This window comes from Streptomyces gilvus, assembly GCF_022513565.1.
Taxonomy (GTDB): domain Bacteria; phylum Actinomycetota; class Actinomycetes; order Streptomycetales; family Streptomycetaceae; genus Streptomyces; species Streptomyces gilvus.
In genome coordinates this window covers 225774-251769 of record NZ_JAKWBE010000001.1, presented here as the reverse complement: position 1 = coordinate 251769, position 25996 = coordinate 225774, and the positions used below count along the sequence as shown (strand labels likewise).

General features: G+C 72.9%; 27 protein-coding genes. 9 read left to right on the top strand and 18 right to left on the bottom strand.

The features are described from left to right. Positions 1-4 precede the first annotated feature (4 nt). From MKW14_RS01160 to MKW14_RS01145, 4 genes are all read right to left on the bottom strand, one after another. Entirely contained in the window at positions 5-1801 is a 1797-nt protein-coding gene (locus MKW14_RS01160) for a vWA domain-containing protein (RefSeq protein WP_240858189.1), read from the bottom strand. After that, positions 1798-2859 carry an ATP-binding protein gene (locus MKW14_RS01155; protein WP_240858188.1) on the bottom strand — a complete coding sequence of 354 codons (1062 nt, stop codon included), beginning with the start codon at positions 2857-2859 and terminating at the stop codon, positions 1798-1800. Before MKW14_RS01155 ends, MKW14_RS01160 begins: the two co-directional genes overlap by 4 nt. A gap of 80 nt (positions 2860-2939) precedes the next feature. After that, entirely contained in the window at positions 2940-5000 is a 2061-nt protein-coding gene (locus MKW14_RS01150) for a phage holin family protein (RefSeq protein ID WP_240858186.1), read from the bottom strand. 79 nt (positions 5001-5079) lie between these two features. Continuing rightward, positions 5080-5487 carry a hypothetical protein gene (locus MKW14_RS01145; RefSeq protein WP_133041872.1) on the bottom strand — a complete coding sequence of 136 codons (408 nt, stop codon included), beginning with the start codon at positions 5485-5487 and terminating at the stop codon, positions 5080-5082. Positions 5488-5570: 83 nt separating this feature from the next. On the opposite strand from MKW14_RS01145, the gene MKW14_RS01140 reads away from it, so the two are divergent. Both MKW14_RS01140 and MKW14_RS01135 read left to right on the top strand, forming a co-directional pair. Then, positions 5571-6344: an MBL fold metallo-hydrolase gene (locus MKW14_RS01140; protein WP_240858185.1), complete on the top strand. Its 774-nt coding sequence runs from the start codon at positions 5571-5573 to the stop codon at positions 6342-6344. Continuing rightward, positions 6341-6967, top strand: coding sequence for a DedA family protein (locus MKW14_RS01135; protein WP_240858184.1), 627 nt, complete (start codon positions 6341-6343; stop codon positions 6965-6967). The genes MKW14_RS01140 and MKW14_RS01135 overlap by 4 nt, the downstream gene beginning before the upstream one ends. On the opposite strand, the gene MKW14_RS01130 is transcribed toward MKW14_RS01135, so the two are convergent. The 4 genes from MKW14_RS01130 to MKW14_RS01115 all read right to left on the bottom strand — a co-directional run bounded on the left by MKW14_RS01130 (position 6964) and on the right by MKW14_RS01115 (position 11404). Continuing rightward, complete coding sequence (locus MKW14_RS01130; protein ID WP_240858183.1) at positions 6964-8019, bottom strand: MBL fold metallo-hydrolase; 1056 nt, start codon at positions 8017-8019, stop codon at positions 6964-6966. The two genes, MKW14_RS01135 and MKW14_RS01130, sit on opposite strands and share 4 nt — an antisense overlap. Further along, positions 8016-9263 (bottom strand): aminotransferase class I/II-fold pyridoxal phosphate-dependent enzyme, encoded by a 1248-nt coding sequence (locus MKW14_RS01125; protein ID WP_240858182.1) that lies wholly within the window; start codon positions 9261-9263, stop codon positions 8016-8018. Before MKW14_RS01125 ends, MKW14_RS01130 begins: the two co-directional genes overlap by 4 nt. Before the next feature lie 122 nt (positions 9264-9385). After that, positions 9386-10441, bottom strand: a complete 1056-nt coding sequence (locus tag MKW14_RS01120) for a hypothetical protein (protein ID WP_240858945.1) — start codon at positions 10439-10441, stop codon at positions 9386-9388. A 168-nt stretch (positions 10442-10609) separates the two neighbouring features. Further along, positions 10610-11404: an RNA polymerase sigma factor SigF gene (locus MKW14_RS01115; protein WP_240858181.1), complete on the bottom strand. Its 795-nt coding sequence runs from the start codon at positions 11402-11404 to the stop codon at positions 10610-10612. A 255-nt stretch (positions 11405-11659) separates the two neighbouring features. Between MKW14_RS01115 and MKW14_RS01110 the strand changes: the two genes are divergently transcribed. The 5 genes from MKW14_RS01110 to MKW14_RS01090 all read left to right on the top strand — a co-directional run bounded on the left by MKW14_RS01110 (position 11660) and on the right by MKW14_RS01090 (position 17489). Then, positions 11660-13453: a thiamine pyrophosphate-requiring protein gene (locus tag MKW14_RS01110; RefSeq protein WP_240858180.1), complete on the top strand. Its 1794-nt coding sequence runs from the start codon at positions 11660-11662 to the stop codon at positions 13451-13453. A gap of 365 nt (positions 13454-13818) precedes the next feature. Next, positions 13819-14196: a DUF2795 domain-containing protein gene (locus MKW14_RS01105; RefSeq protein WP_240858179.1), complete on the top strand. Its 378-nt coding sequence runs from the start codon at positions 13819-13821 to the stop codon at positions 14194-14196. A 59-nt stretch (positions 14197-14255) separates the two neighbouring features. Continuing rightward, the gene (locus MKW14_RS01100) at positions 14256-14687 is read left to right on the top strand and encodes a CBS domain-containing protein (protein ID WP_133041862.1); all 432 of its coding nucleotides are present in this window, start codon (positions 14256-14258) and stop codon (positions 14685-14687) included. 154 nt (positions 14688-14841) lie between these two features. Beyond that, positions 14842-15384, top strand: a complete 543-nt coding sequence (locus tag MKW14_RS01095) for a type 1 glutamine amidotransferase domain-containing protein (RefSeq protein WP_240858178.1) — start codon at positions 14842-14844, stop codon at positions 15382-15384. After that, the gene (locus MKW14_RS01090; protein WP_240858177.1) at positions 15384-17489 is read left to right on the top strand and encodes a catalase; all 2106 of its coding nucleotides are present in this window, start codon (positions 15384-15386) and stop codon (positions 17487-17489) included. The genes MKW14_RS01095 and MKW14_RS01090 overlap by 1 nt, the downstream gene beginning before the upstream one ends. A gap of 16 nt (positions 17490-17505) precedes the next feature. On the opposite strand, the gene MKW14_RS01085 is transcribed toward MKW14_RS01090, so the two are convergent. Then, positions 17506-17784 (bottom strand): DUF6158 family protein, encoded by a 279-nt coding sequence (locus tag MKW14_RS01085; protein WP_133041858.1) that lies wholly within the window; start codon positions 17782-17784, stop codon positions 17506-17508. Positions 17785-17840: 56 nt separating this feature from the next. Here MKW14_RS01085 and MKW14_RS01080 point away from each other — a divergent pair, with 56 nt between their 5' ends. Then, positions 17841-18947 carry a baeRF2 domain-containing protein gene (locus MKW14_RS01080; protein WP_240858176.1) on the top strand — a complete coding sequence of 369 codons (1107 nt, stop codon included), beginning with the start codon at positions 17841-17843 and terminating at the stop codon, positions 18945-18947. 10 nt (positions 18948-18957) lie between these two features. On the opposite strand, the gene MKW14_RS01075 is transcribed toward MKW14_RS01080, so the two are convergent. After that, positions 18958-20577 (bottom strand): ABC-F family ATP-binding cassette domain-containing protein, encoded by a 1620-nt coding sequence (locus tag MKW14_RS01075; protein WP_240858175.1) that lies wholly within the window; start codon positions 20575-20577, stop codon positions 18958-18960. A gap of 42 nt (positions 20578-20619) precedes the next feature. Then, positions 20620-21276 (bottom strand): histidine phosphatase family protein, encoded by a 657-nt coding sequence (locus tag MKW14_RS01070; RefSeq protein WP_240858174.1) that lies wholly within the window; start codon positions 21274-21276, stop codon positions 20620-20622. Positions 21277-21465: 189 nt separating this feature from the next. On the opposite strand from MKW14_RS01070, the gene MKW14_RS01065 reads away from it, so the two are divergent. Further along, positions 21466-22287, top strand: coding sequence for a class I SAM-dependent methyltransferase (locus MKW14_RS01065; protein ID WP_240858173.1), 822 nt, complete (start codon positions 21466-21468; stop codon positions 22285-22287). 18 nt (positions 22288-22305) lie between these two features. Here the strand turns inward: MKW14_RS01065 and MKW14_RS01060 are convergent, their stop codons facing one another. Genes MKW14_RS01060 through MKW14_RS01030 form a run of 7 tightly spaced genes read right to left on the bottom strand, consistent with a single transcriptional unit; the run spans position 22306 to position 25995 of the window. Further along, a complete protein-coding gene (locus MKW14_RS01060; protein WP_502628177.1) occupies positions 22306-22605 on the bottom strand; it encodes a gas vesicle protein K in 300 nt (99 codons plus the stop codon). After that, entirely contained in the window at positions 22587-22775 is a 189-nt protein-coding gene (locus tag MKW14_RS01055) for a gas vesicle protein (RefSeq protein WP_133041853.1), read from the bottom strand. Before MKW14_RS01055 ends, MKW14_RS01060 begins: the two co-directional genes overlap by 19 nt. After that, positions 22772-23539: a GvpL/GvpF family gas vesicle protein gene (locus MKW14_RS01050; RefSeq protein ID WP_240858170.1), complete on the bottom strand. Its 768-nt coding sequence runs from the start codon at positions 23537-23539 to the stop codon at positions 22772-22774. The genes MKW14_RS01055 and MKW14_RS01050 overlap by 4 nt, the downstream gene beginning before the upstream one ends. Continuing rightward, entirely contained in the window at positions 23536-23886 is a 351-nt protein-coding gene (locus tag MKW14_RS01045; protein WP_133041851.1) for a gas vesicle protein, read from the bottom strand. Before MKW14_RS01045 ends, MKW14_RS01050 begins: the two co-directional genes overlap by 4 nt. Beyond that, positions 23883-25007: an SRPBCC family protein gene (locus tag MKW14_RS01040; protein ID WP_240858169.1), complete on the bottom strand. Its 1125-nt coding sequence runs from the start codon at positions 25005-25007 to the stop codon at positions 23883-23885. Before MKW14_RS01040 ends, MKW14_RS01045 begins: the two co-directional genes overlap by 4 nt. Next, on the bottom strand, positions 25004-25735 hold the full coding sequence (locus tag MKW14_RS01035; protein WP_240858168.1) for a DNA primase: 732 nt from the start codon (positions 25733-25735) through the stop codon (positions 25004-25006). Before MKW14_RS01035 ends, MKW14_RS01040 begins: the two co-directional genes overlap by 4 nt. Continuing rightward, on the bottom strand, positions 25732-25995 hold the full coding sequence (locus MKW14_RS01030; protein WP_133041848.1) for a gas vesicle protein GvpG: 264 nt from the start codon (positions 25993-25995) through the stop codon (positions 25732-25734). The genes MKW14_RS01035 and MKW14_RS01030 overlap by 4 nt, the downstream gene beginning before the upstream one ends. Position 25996: the final 1 nt, after the last annotated feature.

Here is a 25996-nt window from a genome sequence, read left to right as displayed (position 1 = left end):
CGGCTCATCGCACCGGGAAGACGGGCCCTCGGGCGGTGAACGGCAGCCGGGCGCCCTGCGGAATCAGATAGGCGTGCTCCCGGCGCACCCGCAGTACGTCGCACCAGCCGTCGGTGATCACCAGGACGGGCGCGGCGGGCGGGAAGTCGTCGGCGCGCAGCAGCAGGTCGATCCCGGGCTGCAGGACCGTGCCGCCCCTGCCGTGGACCCGTACCCGCCCGGCGATCTCGGTGACCGGGAGGAAGCCCGCGTCGTGCGGGGCCGCGTCGCAGAAGACCACGCGCGCGGCGGGCACGTCCCGGGCCTCGGCGTAGGAGGCGATGGCCCCGAGCGCCTTGCCGAGCAGGGTGCGGTCCATGGATCCGGAGGTGTCCAGCACGACACCGAAGGTGCAGCGGGCGATCTCCTCGGGCGGGAAGTACCGGCCCGCGCGCGGGATGTCCGGGGTGGAGGACTGGCGGCGGGAGGGACGGGCGTACGACCGTACCGGCTGCGGGCTCGGCACGAACTCGTCGAACCAGCGGGCGAGTTGCGCGTCCCAGGGCAGCGGCGGGTGGCTGAGCGCGCGGATCTCCTCGACCAGGCCGCCGGGCAGGTATCCGCGCTCCTGCCGCTGGTGCAGGTCCAGGCCCTGGGCGAGGCCCCGGCGGTAGAAGCCGTCCAGGTCGACGTAGTCGCCGGGCGGGCCGAGAGGGGTGCCCAGCACGTCGCCGAGGCCCTTGCCGCGCAGGGTGGCCAGCCGGCGCATCCGGCGCAGGTCGCCGGCGAGCCGGTCGTAGACCTCCTCGGCGGACAGACCGGTCAGCGCGGGGTCGTACAGCAGGCCCTCCGGCATGGAGCCGACCTGCATCTCCCGCAGCCAGTCGTTGATGACGTAGTCGCAGGCGACGTTGAAGAGGTAGGGGTCGCGGGTGCCGCAGCGGTCGCCGTGGCGCAGGGCGGCGTGCAGCATCTCGTGCGCCAGGATGAACCGCCACTCCTCGTCGTCGAAGGTCCGCAGCGGATTGACGTAGATCTCGCCCGCCTCGGCGTTCACCGCCGCCACCGAGATGTCGTGGGCGCGGGCGAGTTCGGCGTCGGCGACCAGCTTGATGCCGGCCGCGATGCCGCCGAGCAGGGGGTAGGAGGAGATGAACCAGCTCAGCGCCTTCTGCCACGGCCGCTGGGGGGCGAGGTCGCCGCTGAGGGAGTCGCGCCGGCCGCCGGCCATGTCCATGGCCGCGGACACGGTCCGGGTCAGGGCGGCGGCGAAGGCGATCCGGTGGTCCGGGGGGTTCATCCAGCGGGTCCAGCGGACGAGGAGCTGGTCGGGCGCGTCGCCCGCGGTGCCGCAGCGCCCGTACGCCTCGGGAAGGCCGTCGCGCCGCCAGCGCGCGGCGAGTTGCTCCTCGTCGCCGTCCGGGTAGGCGGCGGGCAGGTCATCCGGGGTGGCGCCGATGACGAAGGTCAGCAGGAAGCGGTTGACGACGACACAGCGCGCGGCGAGGTCGAACCGGTCCGGCTGGACGCGCTCGCCCTTCGCCGCCGGGACGTGCCCGAAGCCGAGGTGCAGGACGGCGTGCGCGAGCGCCCAGGCCCAGGCGGCGGGCTCGGCGAGCCGGTGGGGGTGGACGTGCAGATCTCCGTCGGAGTCGACGACCACGAGGCCGTCCCGGGGCGCGAGCTTGCACTCCTCGTACCGGCAGACGCCGAACTCGACGGCGTTCAGCGCCGGGTTGGCCTTCACCAGCCGCAGCCCCTCGGCGAACGCCTCGGCCGCGAGGTCGCGTTTCTTCTGACCCTTGCCGCGGGGACGGCTCACCGCCGCGCCTCCACCAGCCGCGGCATGTCACGGGCCGCCTCGATGAGGAACCACGAGGGCAGCACGGGGTTGCCGTCGGCGTCGGAGGCGATGACGGTCTGCGCGACCTCGACGGAGATCTCCGCGAGCTGCACGAGCAGCGACTTGGCGCGGTACGCGGTCTGCCGGCCGTTCGCCGACATGTGCTCCTTGCTGACCGGGAGTTCCTTGATCAGCCGGCCGCGGAAGGACTCGGCGAGGTAGTAGAGCAGGTCCCGGTCCTCCAGGCGGTTCGGCCAGCGGGCGTCGCCCTTGATGATCGCCTCGATGCCGAACCGGCTGCGCACGATCTTGACGTAGCCGCAGAAGGCGGTGGCGTGCGCGGGCGTCAGCGTGCCGTGCGCCAGCACCTTCAGCGTCTCCTCGTCGACGCCCTGGCCGAAGGAGTGCAGGGCGTCGGAGAGCATGTGCCAGGAGCGGGGTGTGGAGAACGGTTCCTCGGTCTTGGGCGGCTTGGACCACAGGTGGTCGGGACGGTCGGTGACGTGGTCCAGGACCCACGGGTGGATGTCGTGGTGCGCGGCCCAGGTCAGCCAGTCCTTCGCGGACGCCTCCAGATGGACGTGGGTGAGGCGGTTGACGAGGGCGGAGGCGATGGGACGGGCGAGCGCGTTGTCCGTGGCGCGGTTGCCGGCGCCGATGACGATCGACCCCTTGGGGAGCTCGTAGGTGCCGATGCGGCGGTCGAGGATGAGGGAGTAGAACGCCTTCTGCACGTCGGGCGTGGCCGCGTTCAGCTCGTCCAGGAACAGGCAGTACGGCTCGTCGCGGGCGATCGCCTCGGGCGGGCAGAACACCGACCGGCCGTCGCGGATCTGCGGAACACCGATCAGGTCCTCGGGCGCGAGCTGCGTGCCGAGCAGGCTCACGCACTCCAGTCCCAGCGACTCGGCGAACTCCCGCACCAGGGAGGACTTCCCGATGCCGGGCGCGCCCCAGAGGAACACGGGACGGACGGTGGCCAGGCCCAGCAGCAGCTCGGGGACACGGGCGGGAGTGACGGTGACGGCGGCCTGCAAGGGCGGGGTTCCTTAGGGAGGTTCGGGCGATGTCCGGCCCGAACAGTGTGTGCGTACGGCTCCGCCCGCGCAGCTGGTTTTCAGGCGGCCCGCTCCCGCTCGTCCTCGTCGGACAGCGGCACCTGCGGCCCGTTCAGCTCCCGCAGCCACCGTCGCAGCACCCGGTGGACCTGCTCGGCGCCGACGAGTTCGGCGCCCTCCTCGACCGGCTCGGAGAAGGCGAGCGGGGAGAGCAGGAAGGGCCTGGCCTGGGCGCCGCCGAGGCCGCCGTGGGAGCCGATCTGCTCCTCGAAGGCGAGGACCTCGCCGTCCGCCGGGTCGTGGAAGGAGTTGACCATGATGTCGGCGGTGTGCGGGAAGGAGTGCGTGCGCCGCACGGCGTCCGCCGCTTGGGGCCCGAAGACCTCCAACGGCCCCGGATCGTCGTCCAGTCGGTCGAGCGGGATCTGGGCGCCGTGGGCGCCGAGCACCAGTCCGCCGTGCTCCTCGCTGCGGACGAGGAGGAAGCCGATGCCGGGATGGTTGGCGAGGGTCGTCAGCAGGGCGGGGTGGCGGGCGTCGATCTCCTCCTTGCTCATCCGGTGCGGCACGTCGGGGAAGGAGACCAGGCCGAGGTTGCCGGAGGCGAGCACGAGCGGCTCGGAGTGGCGGGACGGGCGGAGGTGCTCGCCGCGTTCCTCGACGGGCCGCCGCAGTGCCGCCCGCACCGCGGCCCGCGCCTCGGCGCCGCTGTGGGTGCGCCGCGCCTTGCGTGGCACCGGCAGCCCGCAGCCGGCCCGCACCAGCTCGCCGAGACCGAGGCCGTAGCGGGCGCGGAAGGTCTCGCCGGGGCTCTGCCCGTGATCGGACAGCACGACGATGCGGTACGGCCGCGGGGCGTGCTCGGCGACGTTCGCGATCAGCGCGAGCGCCCGGTCGAGGCGCTGGAGAACCTTCTCGGCGTCGCGGCTGGTCGGCCCGGAGTGGTGCGCGACCTCGTCGTAGGCGACCAGGTCGGCGTAGACGGCGGTGCGGCCGGCGAGCAGGTCGCCCATCACGGCGGCGACCACGACGTCCCGTTCGACGACGGTCGCGAAGGCGCGGACGAGGGGATACAGGCCGCCCCGGGAGACGCGGGGCCGCTGCTTGCGGATGCGGGCCCTGGTCGACTCGCCGATCTCGCGGCCGACCTCGGCGACGAAGGACATGACGGTGCGCACCGCGTTGGCCGGGTCACAGAAGTAGGCGAAGTAGCCGGCCCGGGAGCGGTTCTCCCGGCCGCGGCGGCGGGTGGCTATGGACAGCACGAGGGCCTGTTCGTCGGCGCCGCCGCCGAAGAGGTTGCCGCGGCTCGCGCCGTCGACGCTGAGCAGTCCGCTGTCGCCGGTGAACTCGACGGCCCGCCGCTGCAGTTCGGCCGCGCTGGTCGGGCGGTTGCAGACGATGACCTCGCGGCGGTCCTTGTCGTACCAGCGGAACGCGGGCACGTCGTGGTTGGTGCCGTGCAGGATGCCGAGCTGGCTGGCGCCGGTCTGGCTGGACCAGTCGGTGCGCCAGGGGGTGAGCCGGTGGGTGCCCTCCAGCCACTGGGCGACGGTGGGCATCAGGCCCTTGCCGACGGCGGCCAGGAGGACGTCGTGGCCGACGCCGTCCAGTTGCAGGAAGACGGTGCCGGGGGTGGCCGGGCCGGGCGGGCCGGGTGCGCGGCGGCGGTCGGCGAGACGGTAGAGGCGCCGGCGGTAGGCGTCGTCGTCGCGCACGGCGAGGGCACCGCCGGTGGCGGAGGCGACGGCGGACATCACCGCGGCGACGACCACGGCGGTCTCGGGGGCGGCCTCGGCGCTGGAGGAGGGGTTCAGCCGCAGGGCGACCAGCAGCAGGGAGCCGTTCAGGACGAAGACCAGCAGGCCGAGGACCAGCGCCGGCACGAGCAGCAGGGCGCGCACGAGCAGCGGCCACACCAGGGCCGAGAGCACACCGAAGGCGCCGGCGCCGAACGCGGCGGTGACGGCGATGTGCGTGGCGCTCTCGCCGTCCGGGGACTGGAGGCGGAAGTCGGGCAGGATCCCGGCGAGCACGAGCATGGTGACCGTGGAGACCGCCCACACCACGACGCTCCGCCCCAGCTGGCTGACGACCCGCCGCCACCGCACACCACGCACGCCCGGTCCACCTCACGTCCCGGCCCGTCGTCCCCGCGGGCCCGGGCCAAGCCTGTCATACGAGCTGCCCGGGCCGGTCCTACCGGCCGTCGTAGCCGGCCGTCGGCATCGACAGCCTGCGGTGCACCCGGGCCTTCATCTGGGCGTCGTAGCGCGGTTCGGCGCTGCCCACCGTCTCCACCCGCACCCCGCGCCGGGCGCACTCGGCGGTGAACTCCTCGACCGACGACAGCGCGCTCTCCAGCACCCGGCGGCTCGGGGCCACGAACAGGTCCACGCCGGGCCGGACCCCGTCCCACAGGACGCAGTGGTCGGCCCGCACCCCCCGGACCAGCAGCTCGCGGGCGATCGTGTACCCGTGCTCCGCCGCCCAGCGCGCGCACATCGCGTGCTGGCTGCGGGAGTCCACCAGGAAGGGATCGGCGTCCAGCTCCTCGAGCGGCGTCAGACTCGCGATCGCCGTCACACGCACGCCTACCGGTCCCATGGCGTCCCCCTCACCTCCGGGTTTCGCCGCCGACCCTACTCCAGCCCGTAGGCTTCGGGGAGTCGCGCGAAGGAGGCAAAGAGGTGCCGGTGGAGATCACCTGGTGGGGTCACGCCACCTGCACGCTCCGGGACTCGGACGTCCGGGTGCTCACCGACCCCCTGTTCGCGCGCCGCCTGGCCCATCTGCGCCGTCGCCGGGGCGCCGTCCCGCCGCCCGGGGCCTGGCAGGCGGACGTGGCCCTGGTGTCCCATCTGCACGCCGATCACCTGCATGTTCCCTCACTCCAGCGGCTCGCGCCGGGCACGCGCCTGCTGGTGCCCCGGGGCGCCCCCCGGGCCGTCCCGGGGCTGCGCCGGCTCACCCATCTCACGGTGACCGAGGTGGCCGCCGGGGAGGTCACACGGGTCGGTGACCTGGTCGTACGGGCGGTTCCCGCGCTGCACGACGGGCGCCGGCTGCCGGTCGGGCCGCACCGCTCGCCCGCTCTCGGGTACGTCGTCGAGGGCGAGGGGCGCACGTACTTCGCCGGGGACACCGGGCTGTTCGACACCATGGCCGAGGAGGTCGGGACGGTCGACGTGGCGTTGCTGCCGGTCGGCGGCTGGGGGCCGTACCTCGGCGAGGGGCACCTGGACGCGGGGCGGGCGGCGCGGGCGCTGGCCCGGCTGGGGGCGCGCAGCGCGGTGCCGGTGCACTACGGCACGTACTGGCCGATCGGCATGGACGCCGTGCGCCCCCATGAGTTCCATGCGCCGGGCGAGGAGTTCGTGCGCCTGGCCGCCGAGTACGCGCCTGCCGTGGCGGTGCACCGGCTCGGGCACGGGGAGAGTGTGCGGCTGGAGGTCGCACGGTGATACAGCTGGCCGTCAGCGCGACGACCGTGCCGGCCGAGTCGACCCAGCAGGCGCTGGGATATCCGTCGCTGTTCCTGCTGGTGCTGTTCGGGGCTCTGGTCCCGGTGATTCCGACGGGGGCGCTGGTCAGTACGGCCGCGGTGGTGGCCTTTCACCAGACCGCGCCCTTCTCGCTGTTGCTGGTGTTCGTGACGTCGTCGCTGGCGGCTTTCCTCGGGGACGCGGCGCTGTACTGGCTGGGGCGGCGCGGGCTGAAGTCGAAGAACGGTTCGCGGTGGCTGGAGGCGATACGGTCGCGGGCGCCGGAGGAGCGGCTGACGCAGGCGCAGGAGAAGCTGGCCGAGCACGGGGTCGCGGTGCTGGTGCTGTCCCGGCTGGTGCCGGCCGGGCGGATTCCGGTGATGCTGGCCTGTCTGCTGGCGAAGTGGCCGATGCGCCGGTTCGCGCGGGGCAACCTCCCGGCGTGCCTGGCGTGGGCGGCCACCTATCAGGTGATCGGGATCCTGGGCGGCTCGCTGTTCCCGGAGCCCTGGGAGGGCGTGGTGGCGGCGGTCGCGCTGACCGTCCTGATCAGCGCGGCCCCCGGCCTGTGGCGAAAGCTCCGCCGGACGACGACTGCCTAGTCCAGCACCCGGGAGCCTCCCACCGGCAGGTCCCACAGGTTCTCCCGGTCCAGGCCCGCCTTCTCCCAGGCGGCGCGCACCCGGGTGAGCGGTTCCAGCACCGGCTCCGCCGACAGGACGAACGTGCCCCAGTGCATCGGCGCCATCCGGCGCGCGCCGAGGTCCCGCGCCGCGCGTACCGCCTCCTCCGGGTCGCAGTGGACGTCGCTCAGCCACCAGCGCGGGTCGTAGGCGCCGATCGGCAGCAGGGCCAGGTCGATGCCGGGGTAGCGGCGGCCGATCCGGTCGAACCAGTGGCCGTAGCCCGTGTCGCCGGCGAAGTAGACGCGCCGGCCTTCGGGGTCGGTGAGCACCCAGCCGCCCCAGAGGCTGTGGCAGGTGTCGATGAGGGTGCGCTTGGACCAGTGGTGGGCGGGGACGAAGTCGAAGCGGACGCCGTTCAGTTCGGCCGCCTCCCACCAGTCCAGCTCGGTGACGGCCGTGAACCGGCGGCGCTGGAACCAGCGGGCGAGGCCCGCCGGGGCGAACACCGGGGTGTCGCGCGGGAGTCGGCGCAGGGTGGGGGCGTCCAGGTGGTCGTAGTGGTTGTGGCTGATGACGACCGCGTCCACGCGCGGAAGGGACTCCCAGGGCACGCCGACGGGGGTGATACGGGCCGGGGTGCCGAGGATGCGACGGGACCAGACCGGGTCGGTGAGGACGGTCAGACCGCCGACCTGGAGGATCCAACTGGCGTGCCCGGCCCAGGAGACGGCGATGGTGCGGGCGTCGACGCGGGGCAGCGGGGCGGGTTCGAAGGGGAGCCGGGGGATGTCGGCGAGGCCCTCGCGGCCGGGGCGCACGGAGCCCTCGCGGGCGAAGCGGGCCATGGCCTTCAGGCCGGGCAGCGGGGCGGTGAGACGGTCGTGGAAGGTCCGCGGCCACACCCGGCGCTCGCCCAGCGGGCGCGGCTCGGCGAGCGGGGGGAACGGGGGCGCGAACCCGGTGGTGGACGGCGGCTCGTCGGCTTCCCGGGTGGTCGTGGTGGTGGTCGACTCGGACTGCTGCGTCATCGGGGAGGCTCCCATCGCCGAGCGTCGTCGCGGAGGTCGTCGAAGACCGACTTCACTTGGTTCAACGCGCGTTGCACGTGTGGCAGTTCCAACGGCGAGGGTTCGGTGAGACATTCCGTGCGCTCCTCGTCGCTCACGCCCAGCAGCGGGCCGGTGGACAGACGCACGCGCAGCGCGCCGAGTTCGTCGCCGAAGCGGTGGCCGCCGGGCGCGGGCATGCCGAGACGGGCGGCGAGGAAGTCCTCCAGTTCCTGCGCGTCGCCGACGCCGTGCGCGGCGAGCGCGGAACGCAGCGGTCCGAGGTCGGCGTAGAGGTGGCGGCCGGCCTGCGGCGGACGGGACAGGGCGCCCGCGGCGACGACGGCGGCGTGCGCGGCGGCGGCCACGCGCGCGTGCAGGCGGACGGTGGCGGCGACACGCGCGGTGACCGGCTCGGGCTCGCCCAGCGCGTACACGGCCGGGGCGGCGACCGGGCCGGCGACGCTCGCGCCGAGGGCGGTCAGCACGTCCAGCACGCGCGCGTGCAGGCCGTCGCCGGCCTCCCCCGCCGGGAAGCGGGCCACCGCGGCCGGCCAGCCGGGCGGCAGCAGGGCGCCGGCCAGGTCGGTGACGACGGTGACCCGGTCGGGGAGCATCTCGGCGGGGCTGAGCAGCACGGTGTCGTGCGGGGCGTGCAGGGTGTCGCGCCAGGTCTCGTCGCTGACCAGGTGCAGGCCCTCGGCCGCGGCGGCTTCCAGACACGCGTGCAGCGCCTCGGGCGGGGCGACGGTGGCGGTGGGGTCGTCCGCGACGGACAGCACCAGCAGCCGCGGGTCACCGCCCTCGTCGCGCACCCGCCGGACGGTCTCCAGCAGCGCGTACGGGTCCGGGACGCCGCCGCTCTCGGCGGGCGTCGCGACATGGAAGACGGGTCTGCCGAGCAGACGGGCGTACGGCGCCCACCAGGCCGCGCAGGGCCGGGGCACCAGGACGTCGCCGCCGAGCGCGGCGGTCAGGGCCAGCAGCAGGGCGGGGGCGCCGGGGCCGGCGGCCACGCGGTCGGGGGCGGCGGCGAGTCCGCGGCGCCCCCAGTAGCCGCAGGCGGCCTCGATGAGCGCGGGGCCGCCGCCGACGGGTTCGCTGTCGGCGCGGGCGGCGGAGGCCGCGAGAACGGCGGCGAGTTCGGGCAGTACGGGCAGTCCGTCCTCGGGAAGGGGCGGGCCGAAACGGACGGGGCCGTGGCCTTCCGGGTCGGTCCGCGCCATCCCTACCTCCGTTGTGGACTCCTGGGCCGGCGCGGAGCGCGGCCCTGGGCTCGGAGTACCCGGCGAGCCGCCCGTCCATGGCGGCCGGACCGGGTTGCGCCCGTCACATGCGGCGGCCGGGGTCAGCGGCCGGTCACGGCATCCCGGCGCCACAGCCGGTACGCGGCGGCGCCCAGCGCGCCCGCGATCAGGATGCCACCGGCGACCAGGGCGGGCACGGAGTCGCTGAAGGAACCGCCCTCACCGGCCCGTACGCCGCGCTGGACGACGGCGGGGTCGCAGGAGTCGCCCGAGCCGGCGGAGGCGGTGGAGTCGGCGGGCTGCTCGCGGCACGGGTCGCTGTCACCGCCGGGCCGGGTGACGCCCTGGCCGCCGCCGGGCCGGGTTCCGGTTTGGCCGTCGCCGGGCCGGGTGACGGCCTGGCCGTCTCCGCCGGGCGGGGTGACGGCTTGGCCGTCTTCACCGGGCGGGGTGACGGCTTGGGCGTCTCCGCCGGGCGGGGTAACGGCCTGGCCGTCTCCGCCGGGCCGGGTTCCGGCTTGGCCGTCTTCACCGGGCGGGGTGACGCCCTGGCCGTCTCCGCCGGACGGGGTGACCGCCTGGCCGTCTTCGCCGGGCGGGGTGACGACTCCTTCGTCGTCGGCGGACGGGATGGTGCCCGCGCCCTCACCGACGGGCCGGGCATCGCCCCCACCCCCCGCTCCGTCGCCGGCGCGTTTGGTGTCGCCCCCGCCACCCGCGCCATCGCCGCCGTTCACATGGAACGAGGCGCTCCACGCCTTGGCCTGTCCGCCGGGGGCCGCCGGGCAGGTGCCGTCGACGGTCCAGCGGGAGTCCTCGGTCGCCGCGCCGGAAGCGTCGGCCGCGAGGGTGTCGGCGGCGGCGAGACGGGCGGTGCCGCGGTAGGCGGCGCCCACCGCCGCGGTCTCCCCCGTGTCGGCCGGGACCCGTCGCAGCTGGACGGTGCCGTCCTCGAAGGCCTGCGAGGTCGCTTCCAGGGTCGCGGGTGCGGGGCCGCCGGTGGACTCGCAGGTCACCGAGACGGTGACGCTGCCGCCCGGGGAGCCGGTGGTCGGGCTGACCTCCGCGGCCGGGTCCGCGAGGGCGGCCGAGGCGGCGAAGCCGACCACGGCACTGGCCAGGGCCGCGGCGGACAGGACACGGGCGGTGCTGCGCATGGGGTGGGCTCCTTCGAGCGACGACTGCGGGCGGGGCACGGTGGCCATGCCTCGCAGCCATCACAGCCCGGCGCACGCCACGACGCGCGCGGCCGGACCCCATTCGCGGGACACGGCGGGTCCGACCGGGTGACACCGGCGGCGTGTCGCCTCGAAGAACGCTCCCCGCTAGGCGGACTCGCGCATGACCTGTTCCCGCACGCGGTCGCAGCAGCGGCTGATCAGCCGGGAGACGTGCATCTGGGAGATGCCGAGCTGCTCGGCGATGCGGCTCTGGGTCATGTCGCCGAAGAAGCGCATGTAGAGGATGGCCCGCTCACGTTCGGGCAGGGCGGCCAGTTGGGGGGCGACGGCCTCGCGGTCCACGACCGTCTCCAGCGCCGGGTCGGCCGAGCCGAGCGCGTCGCTCAGGGAGTAGCCGTCCTCGCTGCCGGGCAGCTCGGCGTCGAGCGAGAGGGCCGTGAAGCTCTCCAGCGCCTCCAGTCCGGCCCGCACGTCCTCCTCGCTCATGTCGGCGTGCTCGGCGATCTCCGGCACGGTGGGCCTGCGCCCGGAGACGGTCTGGGAGAGGTCCTGGGTCGCGACCCGGACGCGGTTGCGCAGGTCCTGCACCCGGCGCGGCACGTGCAGGGTCCACATGTGGTCGCGGAAGTGCCGCTTGATCTCGCCGGTGATGGTGGGCACGGCGTAGCTCTCGAAGGCGTTGCCGCGCGCGGGGTCGTACCGGTCCACGGCCTTGACCAGTCCGAGGGCCGCGACCTGGCGCAGGTCCTCGTAGCTCTCGCCGCGGCTGCGGAAGCGGCCGGCGAGCCGTTCGGCCATCGGCAGCCAGGCCTCGACGACCCGTTCTCGCAGGGTGTCGCGCTGCGGGCCGGGAGGCAGCGCGGCGAGCCTGCGGAAGTCCTCGGCGGTGTCGGGTGCGTCGTCGTGCGGGTGGTGCTTCGCGCTCACTCGGGTGGGCATGATGCGTCGCAACTCCTCAGAGGGTGCTCTGGGTTGGACGGTCACCGTGGAGTACGGCCGCGAGGTCGGCAGCGGACGCGGCCGCGGGCGGCGCGCTGCCGCTCCCACGGACGTGCCTCCGGTCCGAAGCACTGCAACTGCGCCTGCCCCCCGCCCCCTGCCGCAAACACCGCGCATGTTTTCCCCCAGCCCGCCGGGTGACTCGGTCAGCAGACGACCGCTGCCCGTTCACGTATGGCCCGGGAGGTTCCCCAGATGAGCACCAAGGTCTCCGACCACATCCTGCAGAGGCTGCGCGAGTGGGGGGTGGACCACGTCTTCGGCTATCCGGGCGACGGCATCAACGGCCTGCTCGCCGCCTGGGGGCGGGCCGAGAACAAGCCCCGGTTCGTCCAGGCCAGGCACGAGGAGATGTCCGCGTTCGAGGCGGTCGGCTACGCCAAGTTCAGCGGCCGTCTCGGAGTGTGCGCGGCGACCTCGGGTCCCGGTGCCATCCACCTGCTCAACGGCCTGTACGACGCCAAGCTGGACCATGTGCCGGTGCTGGCGATCGTCGGGCAGACGCACCGCACGGCGATGGGCGGCTCCTACCAGCAGGAGGTCGACCTGCACACGCTGTTCAAGGACGTCGCCTCGGACTTCATCGAGACGGTGACGGTCCCCGAGCAGCTGCCGAACGTCATCGACCGCGCGATCCGCACCGCGTACGCGCGCCGCTCCCCCACCGCGATCATCGTGCCCGGTGACGTGCAGGAGCTCGACTACTCCGCTCCCACGCACGAGTTCAAGATGGTGCCCTCCAGCCTGGACCGCAGTTCCTGGACGGCGGTTCCGTCGCAGGAGTCGGTGCAGCGGGCGGCGGAGATCCTCAACTCCGGTGACAAGGTGGCCATTCTGGCCGGCCAGGGCGCCGCGGGCGCGCGCGCCGAGGTGGAACGGATCGCCGAACTGCTCGGCGCGGGGGTGGCGAAGGCGCTGCTCGGCAAGGACGTCCTCAGCGACGAACTGCCGTACGTCACCGGCTCGATCGGCCTGCTGGGCACCCGCGCGTCGTACGAGCTGATGCGGGACTGCGACACCCTGCTGACCATCGGATCGTCCTTCCCGTACACGCAGTTCCTGCCGGACTTCGGCAAGGCGCGCGGGGTGCAGATCGACATCGACCCGCACATGGTCGGGATGCGCTATCCGTACGAGGTGAACCTGGTCGGCGACGCGAAGGCGACCCTGGAGCGGCTGATCCCGCTGATCGACGAGGGGCGCGGGCGCGAGTGGTACGACACGGTGTGCGCCAACGTCACGCGCTGGCGCGATGTGATGGACCGCCGGGCGCAGCTCTCGGCGGACCCGATCAACCCCGAGTACGTGGCGCACGCGCTCGATCCGCTGCTGCCGGACGACGCGATCGTGACGTCCGACTCGGGCTCGACGGCGAACTGGTACGCCCGTCATCTGACGATGCGGGGCGGCATGCGCGGCTCGCTGTCCGGGACGCTCGCGACGATGGGCCCCGGGGTGCCGTACGCGATCGGCGCCAAGTTCGCCCACCCGGACCGTCCGGCGATCGCGCTGGTCGGGGACGGGGCGATGCAGATGAACGGGATGGCGGAGCTGATCACGGCCGCCAAGTACCGGGATCTGTGGGAGGACCCGCGGCTGATCGTGGCCGTGTGGAACAACCAGGACCTCAATCAGGTGACGTGGGAGATGCGGGCCATGGAGGGCGCCCCGTCCTTCCTGCCCTCGCAGCAGATCCCGGACGTGCAGTACGCCGCGTTCGCCCGCTCGCTGGGGCTGACCGGGATCCGGGTCGAGAAGCCGGAGGACGTCGAGACGGCCTGGCGGGCCGGCCTGGACGCGGACGGTCCCGCGGTGCTGGAGTTCCTGACCGACCCGGCGGTGCCGCCGATCCCGCCGCACGCCACGTGGGAGCAGATGGAGGCGACGGCCGCCTCGATCCTGAAGGGCGACGCGGACCGTTCGTCCATGGTCAAGCAGGGCTTCAAGGCGAAGATGCAGGAGTTCCTGCCGGGCCGGGAGAAGAGCTAGGTTTCCGGGCCGCCGGGCCCGAGGGCGCGGGCGGGTGCTTCTTCGGAGCAGCCGTCCGGGCCGGGCCCCGGCTCGGCAGCATCCTGAGCGGCAGCGTCGCGCCCAGGGGGCCGGCCGGGGCCTCCTCGCTCCGGCCTGCCTTCTTCTTCGTCGGCAGCACAAGCTCCTCGTAACGGCCCAGTGCCAGCACCACGCCGAGCATGAGGAGCGGGATGATCACGGCGAGCAGTGGCATGGCCGCCCTCCCTCTTCGGGGGCGTGGGGGGTCTGCTCCGGGTCTCCCGGGGTTCGCCGCGCAAACCCCGTGTCGGCCTGCGGTCCTCGGGTACGCGGTGCGCACCCGCGAAGATCTGGAGGGACCACTCATGCAGCGAGGAAGCGACCGGCTGAGCGTCCACCGCGACGAGGAGATGAAGCACGAGCTCCAGGGGCTGCTCCGGTCCGGGCGCCCCACGCGGACGGAGGAATGGCACGATCCCGAACCCACCGCCGACGACGACCCGGAGGTCGCGGGCGGCCCCGTCGCGGACACCGCGTCCCTGGCCCGGGTCCGCACCGAACTGGCGCGTCATCTCAACCGCCACGAGTTCCCCGCGGGCCCGCGGCAACTGACCACCGCCCTGCGTCACGCGCACGCGCCCGACGCCCTGACCGAGCGGGTGGAGCACCTGCCCCGGACCGCGCGCTACACGACGGTCCAGCAGCTGGCCGAGGCGGTCGTCGAGGCCGGCCGGCAGCGATAGGGAAGCCGATGGCGGTCGCGGGGTTCCGGCGGCCGGGAAGCGGAGGAAGGCCCACTGTGATGGCTGATTTCGTCAGGGAGGTCATGACGCCGGGCGTGGTCGCCGTCCGCCCGGACGCGTCCCTCGTCGAGGCGGCGCAGCTGATGCGCGCGCAGGACATCGGCGACGTGGTCGTCGCCGACGGTCAGCGGATCGTCGGCGTGCTCACCGACCGTGACATCACGGTGCGGGCGGTCGCGGAGGGCGTCGACCCGCTGACGGTGAGCGCCCGGTCCGTGTGCACCCCGGATCCGGTGATGGTCGCCCCCGACGACCCCGTGGAGGCGGCCGTGGCGCTGATGCGCACCCACGCCGTACGCCGGCTGCCGGTCGTCGAGAACGGCCTGCCGGTCGGTGTGGTCACGCTCGGCGACCTCGCCGAGGCCGAGGACCCGGACTCGGCGCTCGCCGAGATCAGCCGGGCCGAACCCGACGACGGGGGCACCGTATGACGCGCGGCAGCCCCGACGCCTGGCGGCTGCCCGCAGCGCGTGCGCACGGGCTGCCGTAACAGCAATCGCGTCTCTGACCCAGCGAACCGACCGAACCGAGCCGACCGAGCGACAACCGAGCGACATGGCGCGCGAAGAAAGGACGTTGAACATCATGCGTATCGCATTCCTGACCGCCCCCGAGGGCGTCGAGCAGATCGAGCTGACCGATCCGTGGCAGGCGGCGAAGGACGCCGGGCACGAGCCCGTGCTGGTGTCGACGCGGTCCGGTGAGATCCAGGCCTTCGACCACCTCGACAAGGCGGACACCTTCCCCGTGGACGAGGTCGTCGGCGAGGCCTCGGCCGGCTCGTTCGGCGCGCTGGTGCTGCCCGGCGGGGTGGCCAACCCCGACTTCCTGCGCATGGACGACAAGGCCGTTTCGTTCGTGCGGGACTTCTTCGAGCAGGGCCGCCCGGTCGCGGCGATCTGCCACGCCCCGTGGACCCTGGTCGAGGCGGACGTCGTAGGCGGCCGCACGCTCACCTCGTGGCCGAGCCTGCAGACGGACATCCGCAACGCGGGCGGCACCTGGGTGGACGAGCAGGTGAAGATCGACGACAACGGCTCCAACAAGCTGATCACCAGCCGCAAGCCGGACGACCTCAAGGCGTTCTGCGAGGCCTTCCTGCACGTCTTCTCCGAGGGGGCCGGCTGATGGGTGCCCCGAGCGAGGACCGCAAGCAGTACCAGCGCGAGGCCTTCCACGCGGACGACCCGGCCGCCGGGCCGCTCACCACCGACCAGGGCGTGGAGGTCGACCACACCGACGACTCACTGGCCGCCGGGGAGCGCGGGCCGACCCTGATGGAGGACTTCCACTTCCGGGAGAAGCTCACCCACTTCGACCACGAGCGGATCCCGGAGCGGGTGGTGCACGCCCGGGGAGCGGGCGCGTACGGCTACTTCGAACCGTACGAGTCCTGCGCGGAGTTCACCCGTGCCGCCTTTCTGCAGGACCCGTCGGTGCGGACGCCGGTCTTCGTCAGGTTCTCCACGGTGCAGGGCCCGAAGGGCTCGGCGGACACGGTGCGGGACGTGCGCGGCTTCGCGACGAAGTTCTACACGTCGGAGGGCAACTACGACCTCGTCGGGAACAACTTCCCCGTCTTCTTCATCCAGGACGGCATCAAGTTCCCCGACTTCGTGCACGCGGTGAAGCCCGAGCCGCACAACGACATCCCGACCGGCGCCTCCGCGCACGACACCCTGTGGGACTTCGTGTCGCTGCAGCCGGAGACCCTGCACGCCATCATGTGGCTGATGTCGGACCGGGCTATCCCGCGCAGCTACCGCATGATGCAGGGCTTCGGCGTGCACACCTTCCGCTTCGTGAACGCCGAGGGCCGCGGCACGTTCGTGAAGTTCCACTGGAAGCCGAAGCTGGGCGTGCACTCGCTGGTGTGGGACGAGGCGCAGGAGTGCCAGGGCCGTGACCCGGACTTCAACCGGCGCGACCTGTGGGACGCGATCGAGGCGGGCGAGTACCCGGAGTGGGAGCTGGGCGTCCAACTGGTGCCGGAGGAGGACGAGTTCGCCTTCGACTTCGACCTGCTCGACGCCACGAAGATCATCCCGGAGGAGCAGGTGCCGGTGCGGCCGATCGGCCGGATGGTGCTCGACCGCAACCCGGAGAACTTCTTCGCCGAGACCGAGCAGGTCGCCTTCCACACCGGCAACGTCGTCCCCGGCATCGACTTCACCAACGACCCGCTGCTGCAGGCCCGCAACTTCTCCTACCTGGACACCCAGTTGATCCGGCTGGGCGGCCCGAACTTCTCGCAGATCCCGGTCAACCGGCCCGTGGCCCCGGTGCGCACCAACCAGCGCGACGGCTACCACCAGAGCGCCATCCACCGGGGCACGAACTACTTCCCGAACTCGCTCGGCGGCGGCTGCCCCGCGCACGCGGGCGTCGACGGGCACGCCTACACGCACTACGCGGAGCGGGTCGACGGCGCCAAGATCCGCAAGCGGAGCGAGAGTTTCCAGGACCACTACAGCCAGGCCGCGCTGTTCTTCCACAGCATGACCGACTGGGAGAAGCAGCACATCGTCGACGCCTACCGGTTCGAGCTCGGCAAGGTGGGGGCGATGACGGTACGCGCCCGTACGGTCGAGCAACTGGCCAAGGTGGACGGCGAGTTGGCGACCGCCGTGGCCCGCGGCATCGGTGTGCCGGAACCGGCCGCGCAGGAGACGCCGTACAAGCAGGAGTCCCCGGCGCTGAGCCTGGACGCGCTGCGCGGCGACGGCTCGATCCGCACCCGGCAGATCGCGGTCCTGGTCACCGACGGCGTCGACGCGGCCCAGGTGACCTCCGTGCGGGAGACGCTGGCCGCCGAGGGCGCGATCGTCGAGGCGCTCGCTCCGGCCGACGGCACCGTCAAGGGCGCCGACGGGGAGACGTACACGGTGGACCGGGCGCTGCCGACGGTCGCCTCGGTGCTGTACGACGCCGTGCTGGTGCCCGGCGGTCCGGACGGGACGCCGCCGGTGGCCGAGGACCCGGACGCGCTGCGCTTCGTGCGCAGCGCCTATCTGCACGGCAAGCCGGTGGGCGCGCTCGGTTCCGGCGTGGAGGTGCTGTCGGTCCTCCAGCCGCAGGGCGTCGAGCTGTCCGCTGGCTCGCGGGGCGTGATCGCCGACCGGGGCGTGGTGACGGACGCGTCGCCGGGCGCCGCCGGGGCGGAGTTCGCACGGGCGTTCGTGGCCGCGATCGCGGCGCACCGGCACTGGGACCGGCCGCCGGTACGCCACTGAGCGATGCGGTCGGACGTCAGGAGCGGGGAGTCACCGACTCCCCGCTCTGGCGTTCCCTGGCGCCTTCGCGGGTGCGGCCCGCGGCCACCATGCGCTGGGGGTTGCGGCGCAGGTACTCGCCCTCCAGCTCGGCCATGCGGTCGTTGTGGGCCCGCAGCGCGTCGCTGGAGCCGTACAGCAGCGTGTCGTGGCGCGTGCGGTGGATCGTCTCCAGCTCCTTCATGAGCTGCTGGTCGTCCAGCCTGCTGGCGTCGACTCCGGTCATGGTGGTGATCCGCTCGTCGTGTTCGTCCATGCGGTCCGGGTACCCGCCCGGCAGCAACAACCCCAAGCGGCATCCGGGAGGGAGCCATGGATCTCGCCTTTCTGCATCCACTCTACGAACATCCGGGCCCTTGGGCCTCCGTGTACGTCGACACGTCCCGGCATACGGAGGCCACGCCCCACGAACGCCGTCTGACAGCCGTGGCGCTCGCCCGGGACCTGGATCGGCAGGGCGCCGACGAGGCCACCTGCCGGGCGGTGCGCGAGGCGCTGGAGGAGCTGCGGCACTCCTCCGAACCCAACGGCCGGGCCGTGTTCGCCCGGGCCGGCGAGGTGGTGCTCGATCCGCCGCTGGCCCGTCCTCCGGAACGCGACAGCGCCGTGTGGGCGCCGCTGCCGCACGCCGCTCCCCTGCTGGAGCTGGCCGGCGAGGACCCGGTGTGCGTGGTGGCGTACGTCGACCGCAAGGGCGCCGGCCTGGAGCTGCGCAGCTCGCTGGGGAGCGAGGACGCCGGCTCGGTCACCGGGCGGCAGTGGCCGGTGCACCGTACGAGCACGGTGGACTGGTCGGAGCGGCACTTCCAACTGAAGGTGGAGAACACCTGGGAGCACAACGCGGCCGAGATCGCCGAGGCCGTCGCCGCCTGCCAGGAGGAGACCCGGGCCGACCTGCTGATCCTCGTGGGTGACGACCGGGAGCGGCGGTCGGTGCACGAGCGGCTGCCGGCCCGTCTGAAGCCCCTGGCCGTCGAGGCGGCGCACGGCACCGGCAGCAGGCTGCTGGACGAGGAGGTCGAGCAGGCGCGCGCCGATCACGTGCGGCAGCGGGCCGAGCGGGAGCTGGAGCGGTTCCTGGCGGCCCGCGAACCGGACGGCGAGGGCCGCGCGGCGGCCGCGGAGGGCGTGCCCGCGCTGGTCGAGGCCGCCCGCGAGCACCGCATCGACGAACTGCTGATCCGCCCGGACGGCCCCGACGCGCACCGCGAGGTCTGGATCGGGGAGGAGGCCGACCAGCTGGCCGTCCGTCGCACCGACCTCAGGATCCTGGGCGAACAGCACTCGTGGCCGGCCCGCGCGGACGACGCCCTGATCAGGTCGGCGGTCGCCACCGGGGCCCCGGCCCTGTCGGTGACCCCGGCGCGGGAGCGTGAGGCCCCGGTGGGCGGCCTCGGGGCACTGCTGCGGTGGTCGTGAGCGGGGCCTGCTACCGCGCCCGCTCCACCCGCCGCTCGTCCCACACCGCTTCCGGTGTCTCCCGGACGCGTCCGTCGCTGCCGAAGACCAGATAGCGGTCGAAGGAGCGGGCGAACCAGCGGTCGTGGGTGACCGCGAGCACCGTGCCGTCGAAGGCCTCCAGGCCCTCCTGGAGCGCCTCGGCGGACTCCAGGTCGAGGTTGTCGGTCGGCTCGTCGAGCAGCAGGGCCGTCACGCCCTGCAGCTCCAGGAGCAGGATCTGGAAGCGGGCCTGCTGGCCGCCGGAGAGCCGGTCGAAGGCCTGCTCGGCCTGGCCCGTCAGCTCGTAGCGGCGCAGCCGGGACATCGCCGCGCCCCGGTCCTGGGAGTGCTCCTGCCAGAGGATGTCCAGCAGGGTGCGGCCCTGGAGCTCGGGGTGGGCGTGGGTCTGGGCGAAGTGCCCGGGCACCACGCGCGCCCCGAGCTTCCACTCCCCCGAGTGCGCCACGTCCTCGCCGGCCAGCAGCCGCAGGAAGTGCGACTTTCCGGAGCCGTTGGAGCCGAGGACGGCGACCCGTTCGCCGTAGAAGACCTCCAGGTCGAAGGGTTTCATCAGCCCGGTCAGCTCAAGCCCCTTGCAGGTCACGGCCCTTACGCCGGTACGGCCGCCCTTGAGCCGCATGGTGATGTCCTGCTCGCGCGGCGGCTCGGGCGGCGGACCCGCCTCCTCGAACTTCCGCAGCCGGGTCTGCGCGGCCTGGTAGCGGGAGGCCAGTTCATGGCTGACGGTGGCCGCCTGACGGAGGCTCAGCACCAGCTTCTTCAGCTGGGCGTGCTTCTCGTCCCAGCGCCTGCGCAACTCCTCGAACCGCGCGAAGCGTTCCCGCCGGGCGTCGTGGTAGGTGGCAAAGCCGCCGCCGTGCACCCAGGCGTCGGCGCCGGCCGGGCCCGGCTCCACGGAGACGATCTTCTCGGCGGCCCGCGAGAGCAGTTCACGGTCGTGGGAGACGAAGAGCACCGTCTTGCGGGTCTCCTTCAGCCGCTCCTCCAGCCACCGCTTGCCGGGCACGTCCAGGTAGTTGTCGGGCTCGTCGAGCAGCAGCACCTCGTCCGTGCCGCGCAGCAGCGCCTCCAGCACCAGCCGCTTCTGCTCACCGCCGGACAGCGTGCGCACCTGCCGCCACTGCGCCTTCTCGTACGGCACCCCGAGCGCGGCCGTGGTGCACATGTCCCACAGCGTCTCGGCCTCGTACCCGCGCACCTCGGCCCAGTCGGCGAGCGCCTGCGCGTAGGTCAGCTGGGCGGCCTCGTCGTCGACGGTCATGATGGCGTGCTCGGCCTTGTCGACGGCCTGCGCGGCCTCGCGGATCCGGGGCGGCGCGACCGACACCAGCAGGTCCCGCACGGTCGTCTCGTCCCGTACGGACCCGACGAACTGCCGCATCACGCCGAGCCCGCCGCTGACGGTGACGGTGCCGCCGTGCGGCTTCAGCTCGCCGGAGATCAGCCGCAGCAGGGTGGTCTTCCCCGCGCCGTTGGGCCCCACCAGGGCCACGGCGGCCCCTTCCCCCACCCGGAAGGACACGTCGCCGAGCAGCGCCCTCCCGTCGGGGAGGTGGTACTCGAGATGCGCGGCTTCCAGATGTCCCATGAGGAGGCATTCTGCGGGCGACCGGCGGGGCGGGGCAAACCCTTATCGCACCTCGTCCACGGACCGTCCGGCGGGACCGCTGTCGCCGCTGGGAGCGACGACGGCCCCCGCCCACGACAACGCCTTCCACCCGTCCGAGGGGGAGCCCTCAAGGATCACCACGCCGGTGTTGCGCAGGGGGTGGGCCGCCGCGAACGGCACGTCGACGTTGTCCGCGCGGGCGGCCGTCCACATCCGGATCGCCGCGCCGTGGCTGACCATGGCGACCGTGCGCGCCCCGCTGCCGGCCGCCTCCGCGACCACCGCGTCGTAGCGGGCCAGCGCCTGCGCGCCCGTCTCCCCGCCCGGCATCCGCAGCGCCGTGTCCCCGTCGGCCCAGGCGAACACCGTCTTCATGTACAGCTCCCCCTGTTCGGTGTCCCCGGGCAGCATCTCCAGCTCTCCCGCGGACAGCTCCCGGATCCCGTCCCGGACCAGGACCTCCAGGCCCCGCGCGGCGGCCAGCGGCGCGGCGGTGAGCTGCGTACGCACCAGCGTGGAGGCGTACAGGGCCTCGATGTCCTCGTCGGCCAGGGCCTCGGGCAGCGCCGCGGCCTGCCGCTCGCCCAGCGCGGTCAGCCCCGGCCCGGGGACGGCCGTGTCCAGCAGGTTGTCGACATTGCTGGGGGTCTGGCCGTGACGTATGAGGAGCAGACGCATGCAGGGACCCTCCGGGTTCGGTGATCGCCCGAGGCACGGGAAACGGGCACTTCAGGGTAACCGCCGCGCCTCGTCACCCCGTATTTCTGACGCAACGTCAGTCCACATTTCGATACGGAGGTCTCACATTCCGACATGCGGGCGTACCGTGATGCGTACCCGGCAAGCCGTCGAACAGGGGAGTTCGTCATGTCGAAGTCGCAGGAGACCGCCGTCTACACGCACGGGCACCACGAGTCGGTGCTGCGCTCGCACACCTGGCGGACCGCCGCCAACTCCGCGGCCTACCTGCTGGGCTCCCTCAAGCCGCACATGCGGATCCTGGACATCGGCTGCGGCCCCGGCACCATCACCGCCGACCTGGCGGCCCTGGTCCCCGACGGCCATGTCACCGGCGTCGACCACGCGCCCGGCATCCTGGACCGGGCCCGGGCCACGGCCGCCGAGCGCGGTCTGACCAACGTCGACTTCGCGGTCGCCGACGTCCACGCCCTGGACTACCCCGACGACACCTTCTGCGTGGTCCACGCCCATCAGGTGCTGCAGCACGTCGGCGACCCGGTGCAGGCCCTGCGCGAGATGCGGCGGGTCACCAGGCCGGGCGGGTTCATCGCCGCACGCGACAGCGACTACGCGGCGATGACCTGGTACCCGGAGTCGGCCGGCCTGGACGACTGGCTGGACCTGTACCGGCGGGTGGCCCGGGCCAACGGCGGGGAGCCGGACGCCGGGCGCCGGCTGAGGTCCTGGGCACTGCGGGCGGGCCTGACCGACATCACCGCGACCTCCGGCACCTGGACCTACTCGACGCCCGAGGAGCGGGCCTGGTGGAGCGGCCTGTGGGCGGACCGGACGGTGGCCTCCGCGTACGCGGAGCAGGCCACCGGCGGCGGACACGCCACCCCGGAGCAGCTGCGGGCGGTGTCGCGGGCCTGGCGGGAGTGGGGCGAGCGGGAGGACGGCTGGTTCGCCGTCCTGCACGGGGAGATCCTCTGCCGAAAGGACGTCTGACAACCGCTCCCCCGGGACTCACTCCCGGGGCAGCAGCGGTCCGAGCGGCCCGAGGTCGAGATTGAGGTCCTCGGGCCGCAGTCCGTACCGCTCGCGCAGTTCGGTCATCCGGTCGTCGAGGAGCATCAGCGTGAGCCCGATCCGCTCCTCCTGGTCCTCGGTGAGGTCGCCCACGTCGAAGCGGCGGATCGCCTGCCGTTCCATGAGCTGGCGCAGCAACTCCACGACGGTCAGGACGAGTTTGACCAGGTCGCGCTCGACGGTGTCCGGCTCCAGGTCCATCCGGCCTCGGCGTGCGGTCACAGCAACTCCCCCCAGGGCGACGGCACCTGCTCGTTGACCGAGCTGATCAGCGCGTTGAGGTCGATGCGGACCAGATCGACGTCGGCGATGCGCAGCGTGATGTCCCCCGTGATGACGACCCCGCCGGCGAGCAGCCGGTCGAGCAGGTCCACGAGGGCGATCTCCCGGCGTTCGATGACGGTCATGCCTCTTCTCCCGCAAAGGAATAGGCGGCCCACGGCCCGGTGAGTTCCACCCGGATCCCGGGGCTGTCCACCTTCGTCTGGTCCTTCGTCCGGTCCACCAGTTCCACGAACTCCTCGGAATGGTCACGGGGCACGAGATAGGCGGCGTTGAGCACGTTGCGCCCGGAGACCCCGGACAGTGCGGGATTCTGCGGGGCGTGCAGCCGGGAGTCCTCGGCGTACCGGGACAGCGTGCTGTGCAGACCGTTCGCGAACTCCTCGGTCTGCTGCCACAGATCCTCGTGCGCCCGCGCCCGCATCCGCCGCTGGCGCAGATAGTCCCGGCCCGACGCCGGCTTCGCCGCGGGCTCCGCGCCGGTCTCCGGACCGTTCTCGACGTACACCTTGACGCCCCACTCGACGCGGCCCTGCAGCCGGTCCAGGGTGCGCCGGAAGTCCTCCTCGCGCTCCTCCAGCATGACGCGGACCCCGCTGTCGTCCCGGAAGACGGTGGCCATGCGCAGGGGCAGCGGGGTGGTGACCACGGTGAGGGCGTCGATCACGCTCTGGTGGGCCCTGGCCGTCTCGGTCAGCCAGTCCAGGTCCTCCAGACGCCTGCGGAGCGGCTCCTCGGCGAAGTCCCGCTCCGGTACGTGACTCACCACGGCGATCAGTCCGTGGTGGGACAGCAGTCTGGGCGGATCGCCCGCCACGCCCTTCAGCTGGGACTGCAGCGGGGCGCCGAAGGGGCGGCAGACGGCGTAGACGTACCGCAGTCCGGTCATGGGGCCTCCTCCTCCGTGGCACGCCGGTCCGCGCGCTGCGCGCCGTCGAGTTCCATCCGCTCCAGCCGTTCCTTCAACTCGGCGTTCTCCCGGGCGAGTTCGTTGTGACGGGCCCGGGAGGACAGAGCCGGGTCGGTCTCCCACCAGTCGATGCCCATCTCCTTCGCCTTGTCCACCGAGGCGACGATCAGCCGGAGCTTGATCGTGAGGAGTTCGATGTCGAGCAGGTTGATCCGGATGTCACCGGCGATCACGATGCCCTTGTCGAGCACGCGCTCGAGGATGTCGGCAAGGTTGGCGCCCGAACCCTGTCCATAGGGTTCGGGCATCCGGCCGGCCATGCTCATCGACGACTCCCGCCGTCGGCGTACTCGTACTCGGGCTCTTCCTCGTCCTCGTACTCCGGCTCTTCCTCCTCGTCCTCGTACTCGCCCTCGGCCTCCTCCTCGTCCTCCTCGGGCTCCTCTTCTTCCTCCTCGTCCCGGGGCTCCTCGTCCTCCTCGGGCTCTTCCTCGTCCTCGTCGCGCGCCTCGTCGTCCCTGGGCTCCTCCTCGTCGCCCTCGTACGACTCCTCGCCCTCCTGCTCCTCCTCGGCGACCGCGTCCTCGTGGCTGCGGACCACCTCGCCGTCGCGGATCTCGCCGCGCCAGCTGTCCTCGGCCTCGCCCTTGAGGGTGATGAAGCGGACGTAGTTCTTGAGGTCGAGCCGGGCCCGGCGGCCCTGGGCACGCCAGATGTTGCCGGTCTTCTCGAAGAACCCGGAGGGGTAGTACTCGATGACCAGCAGCACCCGGGTCAGGTTGTCGTCGAGGCGGTGGAAGGAGACGACGCCCTTGGTGGTGCCCTTGGCGCCCTCCGAGGACCAGGCGATCCGGTCGTCCGGTATCTGCTCGGTGGTCTTCGCCTTCCAGCTGCGGTTGGACCAGAAGACCTTCAGCTGCCAGTCCGACTGTGTGTCGTCGGAGCGGCCGGCGTTCTTGACGCCCTTGGCGAAGGTGCTGAAGTCCTGGTACTGCGTCCACTGGTCGTAGGCCGTGCGCCGGTCCACGCCCACGTCGACGGACTCGATGATCACCGTCGGCTTCTTGCCCGCCCCGCGCTTGCGCTTGCCCTTGCCCCCGCCGAGGTTCTTGAAGGCGTCCACGACGTTCTCCTTGGCGCGGGAGGCGCCGAGCTCCAGTGCGGAGCGCAGCGGCCCCTTGCCCTCGGCGAGCTTGCGGCCGCCGTCGAGAGCGAGCTTGGCGAAGCCGGGGCTGTTGCCCTCGGCTATGTCGTTCAGCTTGACGGTCGTCTCGCCGAGCTTGCGGCCGACGCCGGTCAGCAGGCGCTGGGCCTGCGCGGCCAGGTAGTCCTGCAGTTCGGCCTTGAGGCGGTCGGCGGCCTCGCTGTGGGCGAGGTCGGTCAGCGGGTTCGCCTTGTCGGTGGCCCCGCGCGCGGCGGAACTCACCGATCCGAGGGTCTCGGTCATCGCTCACCGTCTCCCTTCGGCAGGCGGGTCCTGGCTCCGCGGGCCGCGCCCCTGGCCGCCGAGGCGCCACGGCCGGCGGTCTTCTTGGCGGCCTTCTTCCCAGGGGCCTTCTTGCCGGCGGCCTTCTTGGCCGCCGTCTTCTTGGCCGGGGCCTTCTTGGCACCGGACTTCGGGGCCGCGGTCTTCTTCACGGCCTTCTTGGCGGTCCGCCTCGCGGGCTCCGCCTCGTCCTCCTCGTCCGGGGAGTCGCCCTCGTCCCGGGACCCGTCCTCGGCCTTCTCGTCCGGGGACTCCTCCTCGGCCTCCGGCTCGTCCTCGTCGTACTCCTCGCGCGGCTCCTCTTCCTCAGTGTCCTCCCGCTCGGCGCCGTCGTCCTCCTCGTCCAAGTCGCGGCCGACGGCCTTGCCGGCCACGCCGCTGAGCTGGTCGTGAACCTGCTCCGTACGGCTGTGCAGACGGTCGGCGAGGGAGTTGATCTGCCGCTCCACCATCGCGCCGGAGGCCGCCTTGCCGACCCCGCGCAGGTCCCCGCGCAGCTGGTCCCCGATCTCCTTGAACTGCGGGTTGTTCTGCAGTTGCCGGGACACGAGGTCCGCGAGCGCCTTCGGGCTCAGATGCATCCGCTTGCCGGCCACCATGGTGCCGACGGCGAACGCCAGTTTCATCTTCTTGGTGCGACCCAGAAGATATCCGGCCCCTACGGCGAGGCCCATTCCCACTCGGTTCATCGTGCCGTCCCGTCGCCAGTGCCCGCGCCACCGCGCAGGCCTATCTCCAGCCGGTCGAGGAGTTCGTCCTCCTGTCGGTCGAACTCCTCCTCGTCGATCTCGCCGGCCTCCAGCCGCTCCTCCAGCCGCGCGAGTTCGGCCCTGATCGCGGCGGGGTCGTAGTAGATGCGCTCCGCCTCGCGCAGGACCTGACCGATCACCCAGCCGCTGCCGCGCACCGGGGCGAAGGGCAGCAGGACCAGCTCCTTGATGAGTCCCACG